Origin of the sequence: Actinoplanes sp. DH11 (genome assembly GCF_020873875.1) — a bacterium.
Classification (GTDB): domain Bacteria; phylum Actinomycetota; class Actinomycetes; order Mycobacteriales; family Micromonosporaceae; genus Actinoplanes.
On the sequence record NZ_JAHWGU010000005.1, the window covers coordinates 271,424 to 284,977 of the forward strand.

A 13,554-nucleotide genomic window follows, 5' to 3' on the forward strand; every position below is an offset into this window, starting at 1 on the left:
GTGGCCGCTCCAGATCATTGTACCGGGCACGATCCGCAACCGGTTCGCACCCGACGGCGAACCGTGCCGCACTCAGCAGGCCGGATCTTTCTCCTCAGCGCCGGGATCCCCGCCCGGCAGGCGATCGAGGAGACCCCCTGATGACCGGTGACACCCCTGTGACCGAGAGGCGTGGCGAAGACATCGTACGGGCGAACATGCCGCTCGTCGGGCATCTGGTCCGGGAGATGCTGGCCCGGGTCCCCGCGCACGTCAACCGCGACGACCTGCTCTCGGCCGGCTACGCGGCCCTGGTCGCGGCGGCCCGCGGCTTCGACCCGGAGCGCGGCGTGCCGTTCCCCCGGTTCGCCGCCACCCGGATCCGCGGCGCCCTGGTGGACGAGCTGCGCGGCCTGGACTGGGCCAGCCGCTCGGTGCGGCAGCGGGCCCGGCGTACCGACTCGGCCCGCGAGGAACTGATGGCCGAGCTGGGCCGGACGCCCACCGTGCGGGAGGTCGCCGAGCGGCTCGGCTGCACGGTGGAGGACCTGGAGGCTGCCGAGGACGACGTGCACCGCGCCACCGTCTTCAGCCTCCAGGGCTTCGCCACCGCGACCGCCGACGACATGGTCACCGAGCCGGGCGCCGGGCCCGAGGAGATGCTGCTGCGGCGGGAGCGCTTCGGCTACCTGCGGGACGCGGTCGAGGCGCTGCCGGAGCGGCTGCGGGTGGTGGTGCGCGGCTACTTCTTCGAGGAGCGGCCGATGGCCCAGATCGCCGCCGAGCTCGGGGTCAGCGAGTCGCGGGTGTCACAGTTGCGTGCCGAGGCGCTGGTGCTGCTGCGCGACGGGATGAACACCCACCTGGACCCGGCGCTGGCGGCGCAGGCCCCGCCCAAGGAGGGCTGTGTGGCCCGGCGCCGGGCGGCGTACTACGACAGGATCGCGACCCGCGGGACGCTGCGTACCCGGCTCGCGATGACCAGCACCGACGGCCTGCCCATGTCGGTCGCCGCCTAGCCCGCCACGGCCGCACCCACTCCGGCCACCCAGTCCGGCCCGCACGGGCCGGCCCGAGACGTCCCAGGTTGGACGGGGCCCGCCGCGGTTCGCGGCGGGCCCCGGCATCACTCAGGCACTCGCGCAGGTCCCGGCCTTCTTCTGGGCGGCGATCGCCTTCGCCGCGCCGAGCTTGTAGAGCGCCAGGCCCTCCTTGGCCGGCTCCAGCTTCCAGGCGTCGGCCTCGTAGACCATCGTGTAGGACTGCGCCGCGACGAGCTGCTTCGCGATCACGATGGCCCGGTCGGCGCCCTCCATCCGGGCACTCGTCAGCTGGATCGCGAGGCCCTTGCGCGAGCAGGCCTCGTTGAGCTTGATGTAGTCGACCTTGCTGATCGCCTTCTTGCCGGCCGAGGTGTAGAGCTCCCAGGCGCCGGCGAAGTCCCCGCCGCTGAACCGGTCGAACACCGTCTGCGCGGCCGCCTTCGCGCCGTCGATCGTCTTCGGCTCCGGGCCGCCGGCCGCAGCGGCGGCGTTGCCGGCCGGGACCTCGGCATCGTCGGAGCAGCCGGCGGTGACGCCGAGGGTGGCGATCGCGGCGAGGGCCACGGCGCCGAGACGACGGTTGAACGGGTGGTTGTAGTCCATGACCCGGTTAATGACGGCCGGCCGCCGGGCGTAACGCCCCGGTGTGTCGAAGACGGATTGCGGACACTCCCGCCCCGGCCCGTAACCTCCGCCGGATCGGCTAGTCTGGGCGTTTGCCGAATGCTGTGGCAGAAAAGCAAAATGGCAACCATCGGAATGGTTGCCAGCGCCGGAATGATAGCACGAAAAGGGGCGACTTTGTCAAGCTCGGACGCCGAGATCGATTCCGAACAGGCGTACTTGACCACGCTCTACGGGCGATTGGACCAGCTGCGTGAGCAGGCCGACAGCCGGCTGCGTGGCATCCTGCTGGAGGCCGGTGGCACGCCGCAGGGCCGGGCGCAGCGCGAGGCCACCCGAAGCCACTACGCCGAACAACTCGCGCAGTTCAATTCGGTCGAGAACGGTCTCTGTTTCGGCCGGCTCGACTTCGCCGCGGACAATCCCCGCTACATCGGCCGGCTCGGCCTCTTCGCCGAGGACCGGGATCGCGACCCGCTGCTCGTCGACTGGCGGGCACCCGCGGCGCGGCCGTTCTACCTCGCCACCGCGGTCAGCCCGGACGGCGTGACCCGCCGCCGCCACCTGCGCACCCGCGGCCGGGTGCTGACCGGCATCGACGACGAGGTGCTCGACATCTCGGCCGGCGACGGCACCGGGCGGGAGGACGTGACGGGCGAGGCGGCGCTGCTCTCCGCGCTCACCGCGAACCGCACCGGCCGGATGCGCGACATCGTCGAGACCATCCAGGCCGAGCAGGACGAGGTGATCCGTTCCGGACTGCCCGGCGTGCTGGTCGTGCAGGGTGGTCCGGGCACGGGCAAGACCGCGGTGGCTCTGCACCGGGCGGCCTACCTGCTCTACACCTACCGCGAGCAGCTGACCCGGTCCGGCGTGCTGATCCTCGGGCCCAACACGACGTTCCTGCGGTACATCTCCCAGGTGCTGCCGTCGCTCGCCGAGACCGGCGTGCTGCTGGCCACGCTCGGCGACATGTTCCCCGGCGTCCGGGCCCGGGCCGTCGAGCCGCCGGCCACCGCCGCGCTCAAGGGCAGCCTGCACATGCTCGACGTGCTCGACAACGCGGTCGCCGACCGGCAGACCGTGCCCGACGAGTTCGTCGAGGTCGACCACGACGGCTACCCGCTGCGGATCGAGCGCTCGGTGCTCGAGGACGCCCGGTCCGCCGCCCGCCGCACCGAGCGCCCGCACAACGTGGCCCGGCAGGTCTTCGTGACCGAGGCGATCCACCAGCTATCCCTGCAGATCGCCGAGCGGATCGGCGCCGACCCGCTCGGGGGTGACAACCTGCTCTCCGAGGCCGACCTCGCCGAGACCCGCCGCGAGCTGCGGGAGGACATCGACGTGCAGCGGGCGCTCTTCGAGTTCTGGCCGGTGCTGACCCCGCGTCAGGTGCTGCGCGACCTGCTCAGCGACGCCGACCGGCTGGAGTCCGCCGGGTGCACCCCGGAGGAACGCGCCCTGCTGCTGCGCGAGCGGTCGGCCGGCTGGGCCCCCGCCGACGTCCCGCTGCTCGACGAACTGGCCGAACTGCTGGGCGTCGACGACACGCTCAAGGCCCGGGAGAAGCAGCGGCAGCGCGAGGCGGCGATCGAGTACGCCGAGGGCGTCCTGGAGATCGTCGAAGGTTCCCGGTCGCTCGACTTCGAGGACGAGGGCACCGAGAAGGACGAGATCCTCTCCGCGCTCGACGTGGTGGACGCGAGCGCCTTCGTCGAACGGCACGAGGTGATCGACACGCGGACCGCCGCCGAGCGCGCCGCGGCCGACCGGACCTGGATGTTCGGTCACGTGATCTGCGACGAGGCGCAGGAGCTGTCGCCGATGGCCTGGCGCCTGCTGATGCGCCGCTGCCCGAGCCGGTCGATGACCGTGGTCGGTGACGTGGCGCAGACCTCGGAGCTGGCCGGCACGACGACCTGGGAGCAGGTCTTCGAGCCGTACGTCGCGCAGCGCTGGCGCCTGGTCGAGCTGACCGTCAACTACCGCACCCCGGCCGAGGTGATGGCGGTCGCGGCGGACGTGCTCGCCGCCGTCGACCCGGCACTGCGGCCGCCGCGCTCGGTGCGTTCGGCCGGCGTGACGCCGTGGGCGCGCCGGGTGCCGCCCGCCGGCCTCGCCGAGGAACTGATCGCGGACGTCCGCAAGGAGGCCGCGCTGATCGAGGAGGGTCGCCTCGGCGTGCTCGTGCCGGAACGGCTGGAGGCGACGCTGGGGGCGGCCCTCGTGGACGCCGTGCCCGGTGCGGCCGTCGGCGAGCAACCGGACCTGCTCAACCACGTGGTGCTGATGACGGTGCGCCAAGCGAAGGGCCTGGAGTTCGACTCGGTTCTGGTGATCGAGCCGGGGGAGATCCTCGCGGAGAGTCCACGGGGTCTCTCCGACCTCTACGTGGCGGTCACCCGGGCCACGCGGCGGCTCGGGGTGCTCCACACGGACCGGCTCCCGGAGGTCCTGTCCAGCCTCGCCTGAGATCCGGCCGCAGGCGTGCCGGTCCCGCCCGAGATCCGGCCGGACGTGCACCGGCCTGGTCCGAGGTGCGGACGGAGGCGTACAGGCCTGGTCCGAGGTGCGGACGGAGGCGTACAGCTGAAAAGGGCCCGGCGTCGCGATGACGCCGGGCCCTGGTCGTGCGGGTGAGTTACGCGGCAGCCTTGGCGAGGCCGCGGCCGAGGGTGGTGTGGCCGTGCTCGTTGGTCATGGCGAGGCGGCTGCGCAGGTTCGTGTTGCTGGCGATGTTGGCGTAGTAGGACGCGCGGCGGCGGGCCACGATGCTCTCCGGGTTCTCCGGGACCGGGGCGAGCTCCGGGTTGAGGTGGGTGTTCAGGCCGTCCTTGAGCAGGGACAGCGCCTCGGCGCGCAGCTGGCTGACGCGGCTCTCGGTGACGCCCAGGTCGGCGGCGATGTCGGCCATCGGGCGCTCCCGCAGGAAGTACTCGGTGACGACGGTCTGCAGGCGGTCCGGCAGCGAGGCGATCGCGTGGTGCAGGTAGCCGATCTGCTCGCGGCGCAGCAGCATCTCCTCCGGGCCCGGGGCACGCTCGGTGACCAGGTCGTCGGCGCTGCTGGTGGTGAAGCCCTGCAACGACAGCACGGTGGCGCGCTGCACGTCGGTGTCGGTGCGCTGCAGGTCGGTGGTGGTGGTGCCGAGCGCCTGGGCCAGCTCCTCCGCCGACGGGCTGCGGCCCAGCGTGGTGGTGAGCTCCTGGCGGGTGGTGTCGGTGTTGCGGGCCTTCGACCGCACCGAGCGGGTCGCCCAGTCCAGCGAGCGCAGCTCGTCGAGGAGCGCGCCGCGGATGCGGGTGCCGGCGAAGCGGTTGAACGGGACGCCGCGCTCCGGGTCGAAGCCACGGGCCGCGGTGACCAGGGCGTGCAGGCCGGCGCTGGTCAGGTCGTCGCGGTGGATGTGGTTGGGGATCCGGCTGAGCATGTCCCGCACCAGGTGGCCGACGAGCGGCATGTGCGTGCGGATCAGCTCCTCCTGCTCCGCGGCGGTGAGAACCGCGGCGGTGGTGGCGGCAAGGTCGGCAGCGATAGCCACGTTGCTGGTCAAGTCGTCTCCCCCGTGTGTGTCGGCGCCTTGCGGCACCGGCTGACAGGAGAAAGATTCGCGAGCGGAGGGTGCGCCACCGGGTCACTCACGGTTGCATGCCGGTTGTTCCGGGCAGGGCTTCCGCGGCGTTGTCCAGCTATCGGCGGCGGGCGGGCCGGCATGAGCATTCGGCGGGCCTGGCTACTGTGTGCCGCATGAATCTAGGCGACACCGGCGCGGCGATCACCCTTCTGTCCGGCCTGCTCATCGCGATCGGCGCGGTCGGCGTGCTCCTGCCGGTGCTGCCCGGCCTGCTGCTCAGCTGGTCCGGCGTGCTGCTCTGGGCGCTCCTCGGCGAGGGCAGCGGCACGGTGCGGTGGCTGGTCCTGGGCGCCGCCACGCTCATCGCCGCGGGCGGCCTGGTGATCAAGTTCCTCTGGCCGGGGAAGAAGCTGAAAAGCACCGGCGTCCCGACCTCGGCGCTGCTGGCCGGTGGGGTGCTCGGCCTGATCGGCTTCTTCGTGGTGCCGGTGATCGGCCTGGTGCTCGGCTTCGTGCTGGGGATCTGGCTGGTCGAGGTGAACCGGCTGGGCGCCGAGCGGGCCTGGCCGACGACCCGGTCCGCGATCGCCGCGGTCGGGCTCTCCCTGCTGGTGGAGCTGGCGGCGGCACTGGCGATGGCCCTGGTCTGGGTGTTCGGCCTCTTCGCCGCCTGAGCCGCCGGTTGCCCTGTCGACGCGGGGCTGACCGGGTGCCGGCCAGCCGGCGGAGTTCCGGCGGCTGGCCCAGCCGGCTAGCGGCGGCCCAGCCGGCTAGCGGCGGCCCAGTCGGCGGCGGCGTCGCTGGGTGAGCAGCAGCAGGAGCGGGGCGAGCGCGAGCAGCACGGCGACCGAGAGCGCGGCCACCACCGACAGCCCGCGCGGCGCCTCCTTCTGCTGCGCTGCCGCGTCCGGCACGGCGGGGGCCGTCGCCGCCGTCTCCGGCTCCGCGGGCGCCTCGGTCCGGCCGGCCTCCTCGGGCGTGACGAGGTTGCCGACCGCGCTGCCCTTCGGCAGCGAGAAGCCCCAGTCGAGCAGTGCGGCGCCCTGCTCCCAGCCGCGCATCGGGCGGGCCTCGGCGCCGAGCAGGGTGGCGACCAACCGGCGCCCGTCGCGTTGCGCCGCGCCGACGTAACTGTGCCGGGCCAGCGTGGTGAAGCCGGTCTTGCCGCCCAGCGCGCCCGGGTAGTTGTAGATCAGCTTGTTCTCGTTCTGGAACTGGAAACCGCCGGCCTTCGGTTTCTTCTGCGCCGGCATGTTCGCGCTCCGGGTCAGCGCGTACTTGCGGAAGTCCGCACTGGCGAAGCAGACCCGTGCGATGAGCGCCAGGTCGTACGCGCTGGTGAACTGACCGGGACCGTCCAGCCCGGACGGTGTGACGGCGTGCGTCTGGTACGCACCGAGCCGCTCGGCCAGCGCGTTCATCTCCCCGACGGTTTTGGCGACGCCGTCCGTCCCGCCGCCACCGGCCATCCGGGCCAGGGCGTTGGCCGCGTCGTTGCCGGAGTTGAGCAGCAGTCCCAGCCACAGCGTGGAGACCGGGTACTTCCCGCCGACCACCATGCCCACCGCCGAACTGCCCGGTTCGATGTCCAGGTCACTGCGGGTGGCGGTGATCTGCTGCTTCGGGTCGAGGTCGTCGATCGCGGTGGCCGCCAGCAGCATCTTCTGCACGCTGGCCGGGGTCTGGTGCACGTGCGGCCCGCACGCGCCGAGCACCTCACCGGTGTCCAGGTCGGCGACGAGCCACGTGGTGGCGGTAAGGGCGGGCGGTGCTGGGCTGCCGTCCGGGACGATCAGGCCACGGGTGGCGAGGTCTTCGCCGCCGACGACCAGGTGTTCGGCGTTCGCCGCTGGCGGGGTGGGGCGCGGCGGGGCGCTGGGCTTCGCCACCTTCGGCTTGGGGCAGGGTATTTCGGCCCGGGCCGCCGAAAGAGCCAGGCCGGTCCGGGAAAGTGCCGTGCCGGTCCCGGAAAGAGCCGGGCCGGTCCCGGAAACGGCGGGGCCGGTGCGGGAAAGGGCGGGGACCGCCCCGGAAAGTGCCGGGCCGGCCGGGGAAAGGGATGCCGAAGCGGGAACCGGGGTGAGCAGAAGGACCGTCGCGCTCAGGGACGCAAAGATCTTCACGGCCAACGTGCTCCCGCCTCCAGGCGTCGATCGAGCAATTGCTTCAACGGGACCGGTTCGCCGTCGCCGCCGCCCGCACCGACGATCAGCCGGGGCCGGCTGGGGGAGAGGTCGGCGCCGGTGAACCGGGCGCGCAGCGACGGCGGAACGGTGAGGATGTAGTACTCCCCGTCCTCGCCGACGGCCACCGAGCGGTTCGATTTCAGGTACCACCCGCGGAGGTGCGTCTTGTAGGTCGCCCGGCCGTCGAGGGCCCGCGCGACGAGCGGGTGCGGCTCGAGCCCGCGCTCGGCGGCCTGGACGACGAACGTGTCGAGCAGTGCCGACGCCTGCCGTGCCTCCGCCGCGCGCTCCGCCTCGAGGGCTGCCGCGCGACCGGCCGCGGCCAGCCTCTGCTGCTCCCGCCAGGCGACGTGCTCGTCCTGCATGGCGCAGACCCTAACGCGCGGGGCGGGGCTGCGGTCAACCGGGCTTTGCGGGATTCGCCCGCCAAATCCCGGCGTCTCTATTCGGTAAAGAAGGACGGAAAGAATTGCCGGATCGCGGCGAGGAGTTGCGCAGTGAGCCGGTTGCGCGCGAGACTGGGCGCGGTTGATTAATATTCTCTCGGGAGTCGTTATGGCGCGGCAGGTAATCACCACCCTGATCGACGATCTGGACGGCAAGAAGGCGGATCGGACGGTCGAGTTCAGTCTCGACGGCGTCAGCTACACGATCGACCTTTCCGAGGCCAATGCCGGAAAGCTGCGGAAGGCGCTGGATCCGTACATCACGGCCGGCACCCGGTTGGGCCGGACGACCGGCGGTCGTATCCCGTCGCGGGCAGCGGCGCCCGCGCGCACGGCCGGTTCGCGCGACGAGAACCGCTTGATCCGTGAGTGGGCGATCCGGAACGGGCACAAAATCTCCGAGCGCGGCCGCATTCCGCAGGAGGTAAGCAACGCGTACCGGGCGGCCAACGGCCGCTGATTCACCCCACGATGCTGTGCCGGTGCCGCGCCATCGGCACAGCATGCGTGAGAAATCCCACTCGGTGCGTCCGAATTGGACAGAACGTGCCCGGAAACGGCTTACGGGAAACGGATGCCCGGAAGCTCCGCCGCGACCGCTTCGAGCACCTTCTCGTCGCCCGCGTACCAGCTGGACTCCCGTGGCCAATGCGTGATCACATCGGTGAATCCGAGCTCCCTGGCCCGCCCGGCCGCGTCGACAAACGCGTCCACGCTGCTCAATGAGTAAACGGGCGACGAGTCGAGGTTGAGGTAACGGTCCACCGCGTCCGACGGCCGCCCGGTGGCGACCAGCGCCGCGTCGAACCGGTCCCGGATCTCGGTGACCGAGGCCCACCATTCGTCGGCGGTCTCGCATCCCTGCGCGCCGGTGGTGACCCAGCCCTGACCGTGCCGCGCGGCCAGCCGCAGCGCCCGCGGCCCGTTGGCGGCGATCACGAACGGCGGCCGCGGCTCCTGCACCGGCCCGGGAATGCTGCGGGCGTCGACGGCCGCGTAGTGCGACCCGGTCCACGTAGTGGCCGGGTTGCGCAGGATCGTGTCGAAAAGTTCGAGGAACTCGGTGAACCGGTCGACCCGTTCGCGCGGGGTCAGCTCAGGCCGGCCGAGCACCGCCGAGTCGAAACCGGTGCCGCCGGCGCCGAGACCGAGCAGCAGCCGGCCGCCGGAGATGTCGTCGAGCGCGAGCGCCTCCCGGGCGAAGTGGACCGGGTGCCGGAAGTTGGGCGACGCCACGTAGGTGCCGAGCCGGATCCGCTCGGTCACCGTGGCCGCGGCGGTGAGCGTCGGCACCGCGTCGAACCACGGGCCGTCGGCGAGGTCACGCCAGCCGAGGTGGTCGTAGGTCCAGGCGTGGTCGAAGCCGTACTCCTCGGCGAGGCGCCAGCGGCCCCGGGCCTCGGACCAGCGGCGGTCAGGAAGGATCACGATGCCGATACGCACCGGGGAAGGTTACCTCCCCTGGTCAGGCCGACCGCAGGCCGCCGTCCGCCTCCTCGGCGCCGGGCCCGGCGGCCACCTCGAAGGACTGCAGGGCCCGCAGCAGGTCCTGTCGCGCCGACGCCGGCATCCGATCGAGGACCTCGGCGAGCGCCTGCCGGCGGCGGGACCGCAGATCGGCCAGGAGCCGCCGGGACGCCGGGGTGAGCAGCAGCCGGACCTCGCGGCGGTCCCGCGGGTCGGCGACCCGGCGCAGCAGGCCGGTCGCCTCCAGCCGGTCGCAGAGCCGGCTGGCCGAGGATGGTACGACGTCGAGGGCCTCGGCCAGGCGGCTCATGTTGGTGTGCCGGTTGCCGGCCACGATGGTGAGCACCCGCAACTGGGCCGGCGGCACCATCGGACTCATGGCGGAGCGGGCCCGTTCCAGGACAGCCGCCAGCGCCTCGGCCGATGCCTCGACGGCGGCGGCAAGTTCGATGGCGCGTTCCATGACGATCCCCGTTGTAGAAGGTCGCGGACCAGTCAGTCTGCACCCCATACCCGTTCGGGCGGTAGCCGAACCGGGCTCAGCGCCGCCAGTCCACGCAGACCGTCACGGCGTCATCCTCGGAGTCGGCGCCGGCGTGGTAGTCGCGCAGACTTCGCATCACGGTACCGATCGCCTCGGTGGCGGGCTGCAACCGTGTCCGCCGAATGGCGCTGAGCAGCGCGGACTCCCCGAACGGGGACCGGCCGCCGGGCATCGCGGCGTGCACGCCGTCGCTGACCACGAGCATCCGGTCGCCCGGTTCCAGGCGGAATCGCTGGATCTCGTAGTGGGCTTCGGGGAACATCCCGAACGGCAGTTGCTGCTCCAGTGTGACTGGTTCCACCTCGGGGCCGCGGGCGATCAGGCAGCGCGGTGAGCCGGCGTCGACCGCGTCGACCTGCCCGCCGACCAGGTCGATCTCGAGCAGCAGGGTGGACACGTGGGCGGCGCCGCCGCGGCGGTCGTGCACCGCGTCCGAGGCCAGTTCGGCCTGCTCGACGATGTCGGCCCCGGCGCGGCGGGCGTTGCGCATGGCGTTCACGGCGACCGTGGTCAGCAGGGCCGACTCGAGCCCGTCACCGAACCCGTTGAGCACCGTCACGGTGAGGCGGTCGTCGTCCAGCGCCCAGTCGAAGTGGTCGCCCCGGACGTCGTACGCCGGCTCGAGCAATCCCGCGACCAGGAACCGCTCGTCGCCGAGGGACCGTCCGGGCAGCAGCTCCCACTGAAGTTCGGCGGCCATGGTGAGGCGGTCGCGGCGCTGTGCCCGGCGGTACCGGTCGGTGCTGGTGGCGGCGGCGCGCAGGGCGGTGGACAGCTCGTCGGCGGCGAAATGCAACTGCTCGGCGAGCTCCGGCTCCGGCCGTGCCGGCAGTTCCAGGCGCAGCACCCCGACCCGTTCACCCCAGCTGTTCAGCGGCAGGTACATCCGGGTCGTGCCGCCCGCGGTCGTCTCGCTGCCGGCCCACTGGCTGCCGAGGCAGCGCAGCGCCGCCGGATCGACGTCCGCCGTCTCGTCGGACAGCAGCGGCCGGAGACCGCTCAGGGTGAGGTCCGCGACGTACACCTCCACCGGGTCGGCATCGAAGTGGCGGCGCAGATGTTCGGCTGCCACTTCGGGCAGGCGATCCGGCGAGGCGGCTCGCAGGAGCACGCCCAGGGGGACCGGTTGATCGGACATTTCCACACTCCTCTCCGATGAGCCTGTGCACGGCGGTGGCGGGGTCCGCGTACGCGACACCCGGGCGACAAGTATTTGTTATACGGCAAGCATTGCGGCGCCGGACAGGCCACCGGCCCGTCCGGCCCGTCCGGCCCGTCCGCCTGCCGTCAGGCGAAGGACTTCTCGAAGTGGATGAGACTTCCGGTGCGCGCACTCGACTGCATCCGCACGTTCTCGGCCAGCGCCCGGATCAGGAAAAGTCCCCGTCCCCGCTCGCTGCTGGACGCCGGGGACGCGACGCTCGCCGCGGTGATGTCGAAGCCGGCACCCTGGTCGACCACGTCGATCGAGCAGCGGTCCTCGGCCACGTCGAGGTGGACCTCGAAGTTCTCCGCGCCGGCGGCGTGCTTCACCACGTTGGCGCACGCCTCGGTGAGCGCGATCTCCAGATCGCTGCCGGCCTGACGATCCACCCGCAGGTTCGTCAGCGCGCATCGCAGCAGTCGGCGCACGGCGGGGACGCTGTCCACCTCGCGCGGCAGATTGAGCCGGACCGACATACGCATGCCCTACCTGTGCCCGATCACCGCTTCCGCTAATCGCCGGGCCCGGATGTGCTCCGGCGATTCGTGTTATCCATGGTCGGCGCGCCCGTCTCCCTATCCGGTGGACGTGCGGATGCACTAAGGAAAGGCGGGACCATGGCTGAACAGCCCGACATCGCGACGGTGATCGCGGCGCGTGCCGGTGACCCGGCGGCCGTGGATCGGCTGGTGGCCGGTTATCTGCCGCTGGTCTACACCATCGTGGGCCGGGCCCTGGAAGGTCACGCCGACGTCGACGACGTGGTGCAGGAAGTCATGATCAGGGTGCTCCGCAACCTGGGCGAGCTGCGCGACCCTGAAGCGTTCCGCTCCTGGCTGGTGGCGATCACGGTGCGCCAGGTGCGGGAACGGTTCCGCACCCGGCAGAGCACCGGCGACGAACTGCTCGACGCCGACCTGCGCGACCCGGGTGCCGACTTCACCGATCTGGCGATCACCCGCCTGGAACTCTCCGGCCAGCGCCGGGAGACCGCGGAGGCGACCCGCTGGCTGGACGAGGAATACCGTGAACTGCTCTCGCTGTGGTGGCTGGAAGCCTCCGGCGAACTCACCCGCGACGAGATCGTCGAGGCCACCGGGGTCGGCCGCCAGCACGCCGCGGTGCGCATCCAGCGGATGAAGGCACAACTCGAGACGGCCCGCGCGGTGGTCCGGGCCCTGCACCGGACACCCCGCTGCCCGGACCTGGCGACGCTTGTCACCGGCTGGGACGGCCGCCCCGGCGCGCTCTGGCGCAAACGCATCGCCCGGCACACCCGCGAATGCCGGCTCTGCGCACCCGCCTGGCACGACCTGATCGCCGCCGAACGGCTCCTGGCGGGCATGGCGCTGGTGCCGCTGCCGCCGGCTTCGATCAAAGCCTTCGCGAGTACGGCCACCGCTCACACAACCGCAGCGAAAACCGTCCCGGCACATCTCGCGGCGAAAACCGGCGGTTCCGTGCTGTCGAAGGTGCTCGCCGGGTTCGTCGTCGCCGGTGCGGTGGCCGGCGGCGGAGCGGCGGTCCTGGCGTCCCGCTCGCCCGAACCACCCGCTGCCGCGCCGGCGGCCCTGGTCATACCGGCCGTGACGTCCCCGGCTGCCTCCTCGACGGCCTCGGTGCCGTCGTCGCCCGTACCCTCGCCGTCGCTCTCGGCCTCGCCCACCGCCTCCCGTGCCCCCGCCTCGAAAGCCCCCGCCTCGAAGCCGCCCGCCTCCCGCAAGGCTGCCGTCCCGGCCGCCGCCACCTCGGGCAAGAAGGGCGCGGCGGTCTGGAAGTTCGACGGCGTCAAGCCGGCCCTCGCCGACGTCGGCGCGTCCTGGTACTACTCGTGGTCACCGAACGACAACGAGGTGCCCGGCCCGGCCGGCGTGGAGTTCGTGCCGATGATCTGGGGGGCCGCGAACGTCACCGGCGCCACTCTGAAGCAGGCGAAGGCCGAGGGCGACGACTGGCTGCTCGGCTTCAACGAACCCGACCTGGCCGAGCAGTCGAACATGACCGTCGAGGCCGCCCTGGACGCCTGGCCGCAACTGGAGGCGACCGGGATGAAACTGGTCAGCCCGGCGGTCGCGTTCGGCGGCGACACCGACGGCGGCTGGCTGGACCGCTTCATGACCGGTGCCGAGTCGCGGGGCCTGCGGGTCGACGCGATCGCCCTGCACTGGTACGGCTCCGACTTCAGCAAGGCCGCCGTGAACCAGTTCCTCGGCTACGTCGACGCGGTGCACGCCAAGTACGGCAAACCGATCTGGATCACCGAGTTCGGTCTGATCAATTTCGGCGGGTCCCCGAAGTACCCGAGCGACGCCCAGAAGGTCACCTTCATCAAGGGCGCCACGGCCGGGCTGGAGAAGCGCTCCCACGTCCAGCGGTACGCCTGGTTCGGGCTCCCCGCCGTCGGTGACAGCACCGACTTCGGCCTCTACCGGGACGGGCGGACACCGACCGAGGCCGGGAAGGCGTACCGGGCAGCAGGTTAGTCTT

General features: G+C 72.0%; 13 protein-coding genes. 5 read left to right on the plus strand and 8 right to left on the minus strand.

Annotation, left to right across the window (positions count from 1 at the left end; translation table 11 throughout):
* The first annotated feature begins 140 nt into the window (after window positions 1-140).
* Window positions 141-998: a sigma-70 family RNA polymerase sigma factor gene (locus LPA41_RS09975; protein WP_229069797.1), complete on the plus strand. Its 858-nt coding sequence runs from the start codon at window positions 141-143 to the stop codon at window positions 996-998.
* Between the two features lie 111 nt (window positions 999-1,109).
* On the opposite strand, the gene LPA41_RS09980 is transcribed toward LPA41_RS09975, so the two are convergent.
* On the minus strand, window positions 1,110-1,625 hold the full coding sequence (locus LPA41_RS09980; protein ID WP_229069798.1) for a hypothetical protein: 516 nt from the start codon (window positions 1,623-1,625) through the stop codon (window positions 1,110-1,112).
* A 174-nt stretch (window positions 1,626-1,799) separates the two neighbouring features.
* Between LPA41_RS09980 and LPA41_RS09985 the strand changes: the two genes are divergently transcribed.
* A complete protein-coding gene (locus LPA41_RS09985; RefSeq protein WP_374238138.1) occupies window positions 1,800-4,118 on the plus strand; it encodes an ATP-binding domain-containing protein in 2,319 nt (772 codons plus the stop codon).
* A 169-nt stretch (window positions 4,119-4,287) separates the two neighbouring features.
* Here LPA41_RS09985 and LPA41_RS09990 read toward each other — a convergent pair whose 3' ends face one another.
* Complete coding sequence (locus LPA41_RS09990) at window positions 4,288-5,199, minus strand: sigma-70 family RNA polymerase sigma factor (protein WP_229069799.1); 912 nt, start codon at window positions 5,197-5,199, stop codon at window positions 4,288-4,290.
* A 194-nt stretch (window positions 5,200-5,393) separates the two neighbouring features.
* Between LPA41_RS09990 and LPA41_RS09995 the strand changes: the two genes are divergently transcribed.
* Complete coding sequence (locus tag LPA41_RS09995) at window positions 5,394-5,894, plus strand: DUF456 domain-containing protein (protein WP_229069800.1); 501 nt, start codon at window positions 5,394-5,396, stop codon at window positions 5,892-5,894.
* A 96-nt stretch (window positions 5,895-5,990) separates the two neighbouring features.
* Here LPA41_RS09995 and LPA41_RS10000 read toward each other — a convergent pair whose 3' ends face one another.
* The gene (locus tag LPA41_RS10000; RefSeq protein ID WP_255689452.1) at window positions 5,991-7,349 is read right to left on the minus strand and encodes a serine hydrolase; all 1,359 of its coding nucleotides are present in this window, start codon (window positions 7,347-7,349) and stop codon (window positions 5,991-5,993) included.
* Entirely contained in the window at window positions 7,340-7,771 is a 432-nt protein-coding gene (locus LPA41_RS10005) for a hypothetical protein (protein WP_229069802.1), read from the minus strand. Before LPA41_RS10005 ends, LPA41_RS10000 begins: the two co-directional genes overlap by 10 nt.
* Before the next feature lie 190 nt (window positions 7,772-7,961).
* Between LPA41_RS10005 and LPA41_RS10010 the strand changes: the two genes are divergently transcribed.
* Window positions 7,962-8,312: an Lsr2 family protein gene (locus LPA41_RS10010; RefSeq protein WP_229069888.1), complete on the plus strand. Its 351-nt coding sequence runs from the start codon at window positions 7,962-7,964 to the stop codon at window positions 8,310-8,312.
* A 101-nt stretch (window positions 8,313-8,413) separates the two neighbouring features.
* On the opposite strand, the gene LPA41_RS10015 is transcribed toward LPA41_RS10010, so the two are convergent.
* From LPA41_RS10015 to LPA41_RS10030, 4 genes are all read right to left on the minus strand, one after another.
* Window positions 8,414-9,295 carry an LLM class flavin-dependent oxidoreductase gene (locus LPA41_RS10015; protein WP_229069803.1) on the minus strand — a complete coding sequence of 294 codons (882 nt, stop codon included), beginning with the start codon at window positions 9,293-9,295 and terminating at the stop codon, window positions 8,414-8,416.
* A 22-nt stretch (window positions 9,296-9,317) separates the two neighbouring features.
* Window positions 9,318-9,782, minus strand: a complete 465-nt coding sequence (locus LPA41_RS10020; protein ID WP_229069804.1) for a MarR family winged helix-turn-helix transcriptional regulator — start codon at window positions 9,780-9,782, stop codon at window positions 9,318-9,320.
* A 76-nt stretch (window positions 9,783-9,858) separates the two neighbouring features.
* Window positions 9,859-11,001: a PP2C family protein-serine/threonine phosphatase gene (locus LPA41_RS10025; protein WP_229069805.1), complete on the minus strand. Its 1,143-nt coding sequence runs from the start codon at window positions 10,999-11,001 to the stop codon at window positions 9,859-9,861.
* A gap of 149 nt (window positions 11,002-11,150) precedes the next feature.
* On the minus strand, window positions 11,151-11,549 hold the full coding sequence (locus LPA41_RS10030) for an ATP-binding protein (RefSeq protein ID WP_229069806.1): 399 nt from the start codon (window positions 11,547-11,549) through the stop codon (window positions 11,151-11,153).
* A gap of 135 nt (window positions 11,550-11,684) precedes the next feature.
* Between LPA41_RS10030 and LPA41_RS10035 the strand changes: the two genes are divergently transcribed.
* Window positions 11,685-13,550, plus strand: coding sequence for a sigma-70 family RNA polymerase sigma factor (locus tag LPA41_RS10035; RefSeq protein ID WP_229069807.1), 1,866 nt, complete (start codon window positions 11,685-11,687; stop codon window positions 13,548-13,550).
* Window positions 13,551-13,554: the final 4 nt, after the last annotated feature.

What these genes read in the sequence shown, in the direction of transcription:
- LPA41_RS09975 (WP_229069797.1), top strand. Translation starts at nt 141, where the DNA reads ATGACCGGTGACACCCCTGTGACCGAGAGGCGTGGCGAAGACATCGTA.
- LPA41_RS09980 (WP_229069798.1), bottom strand. Translation starts at nt 1,625, where the DNA reads ATGGACTACAACCACCCGTTCAACCGTCGTCTCGGCGCCGTGGCCCTC.
- LPA41_RS09985 (WP_374238138.1), top strand. Translation starts at nt 1,800, where the DNA reads ATGATAGCACGAAAAGGGGCGACTTTGTCAAGCTCGGACGCCGAGATC.
- LPA41_RS09995 (WP_229069800.1), top strand. Translation starts at nt 5,394, where the DNA reads ATGAATCTAGGCGACACCGGCGCGGCGATCACCCTTCTGTCCGGCCTG.
- LPA41_RS10005 (WP_229069802.1), bottom strand. Translation starts at nt 7,771, where the DNA reads ATGCAGGACGAGCACGTCGCCTGGCGGGAGCAGCAGAGGCTGGCCGCG.
- LPA41_RS10010 (WP_229069888.1), top strand. Translation starts at nt 7,962, where the DNA reads ATGGCGCGGCAGGTAATCACCACCCTGATCGACGATCTGGACGGCAAG.
- LPA41_RS10020 (WP_229069804.1), bottom strand. Translation starts at nt 9,782, where the DNA reads ATGGAACGCGCCATCGAACTTGCCGCCGCCGTCGAGGCATCGGCCGAG.
- LPA41_RS10025 (WP_229069805.1), bottom strand. Translation starts at nt 11,001, where the DNA reads ATGTCCGATCAACCGGTCCCCCTGGGCGTGCTCCTGCGAGCCGCCTCG.
- LPA41_RS10030 (WP_229069806.1), bottom strand. Translation starts at nt 11,549, where the DNA reads ATGCGTATGTCGGTCCGGCTCAATCTGCCGCGCGAGGTGGACAGCGTC.
- LPA41_RS10035 (WP_229069807.1), top strand. Translation starts at nt 11,685, where the DNA reads ATGGCTGAACAGCCCGACATCGCGACGGTGATCGCGGCGCGTGCCGGT.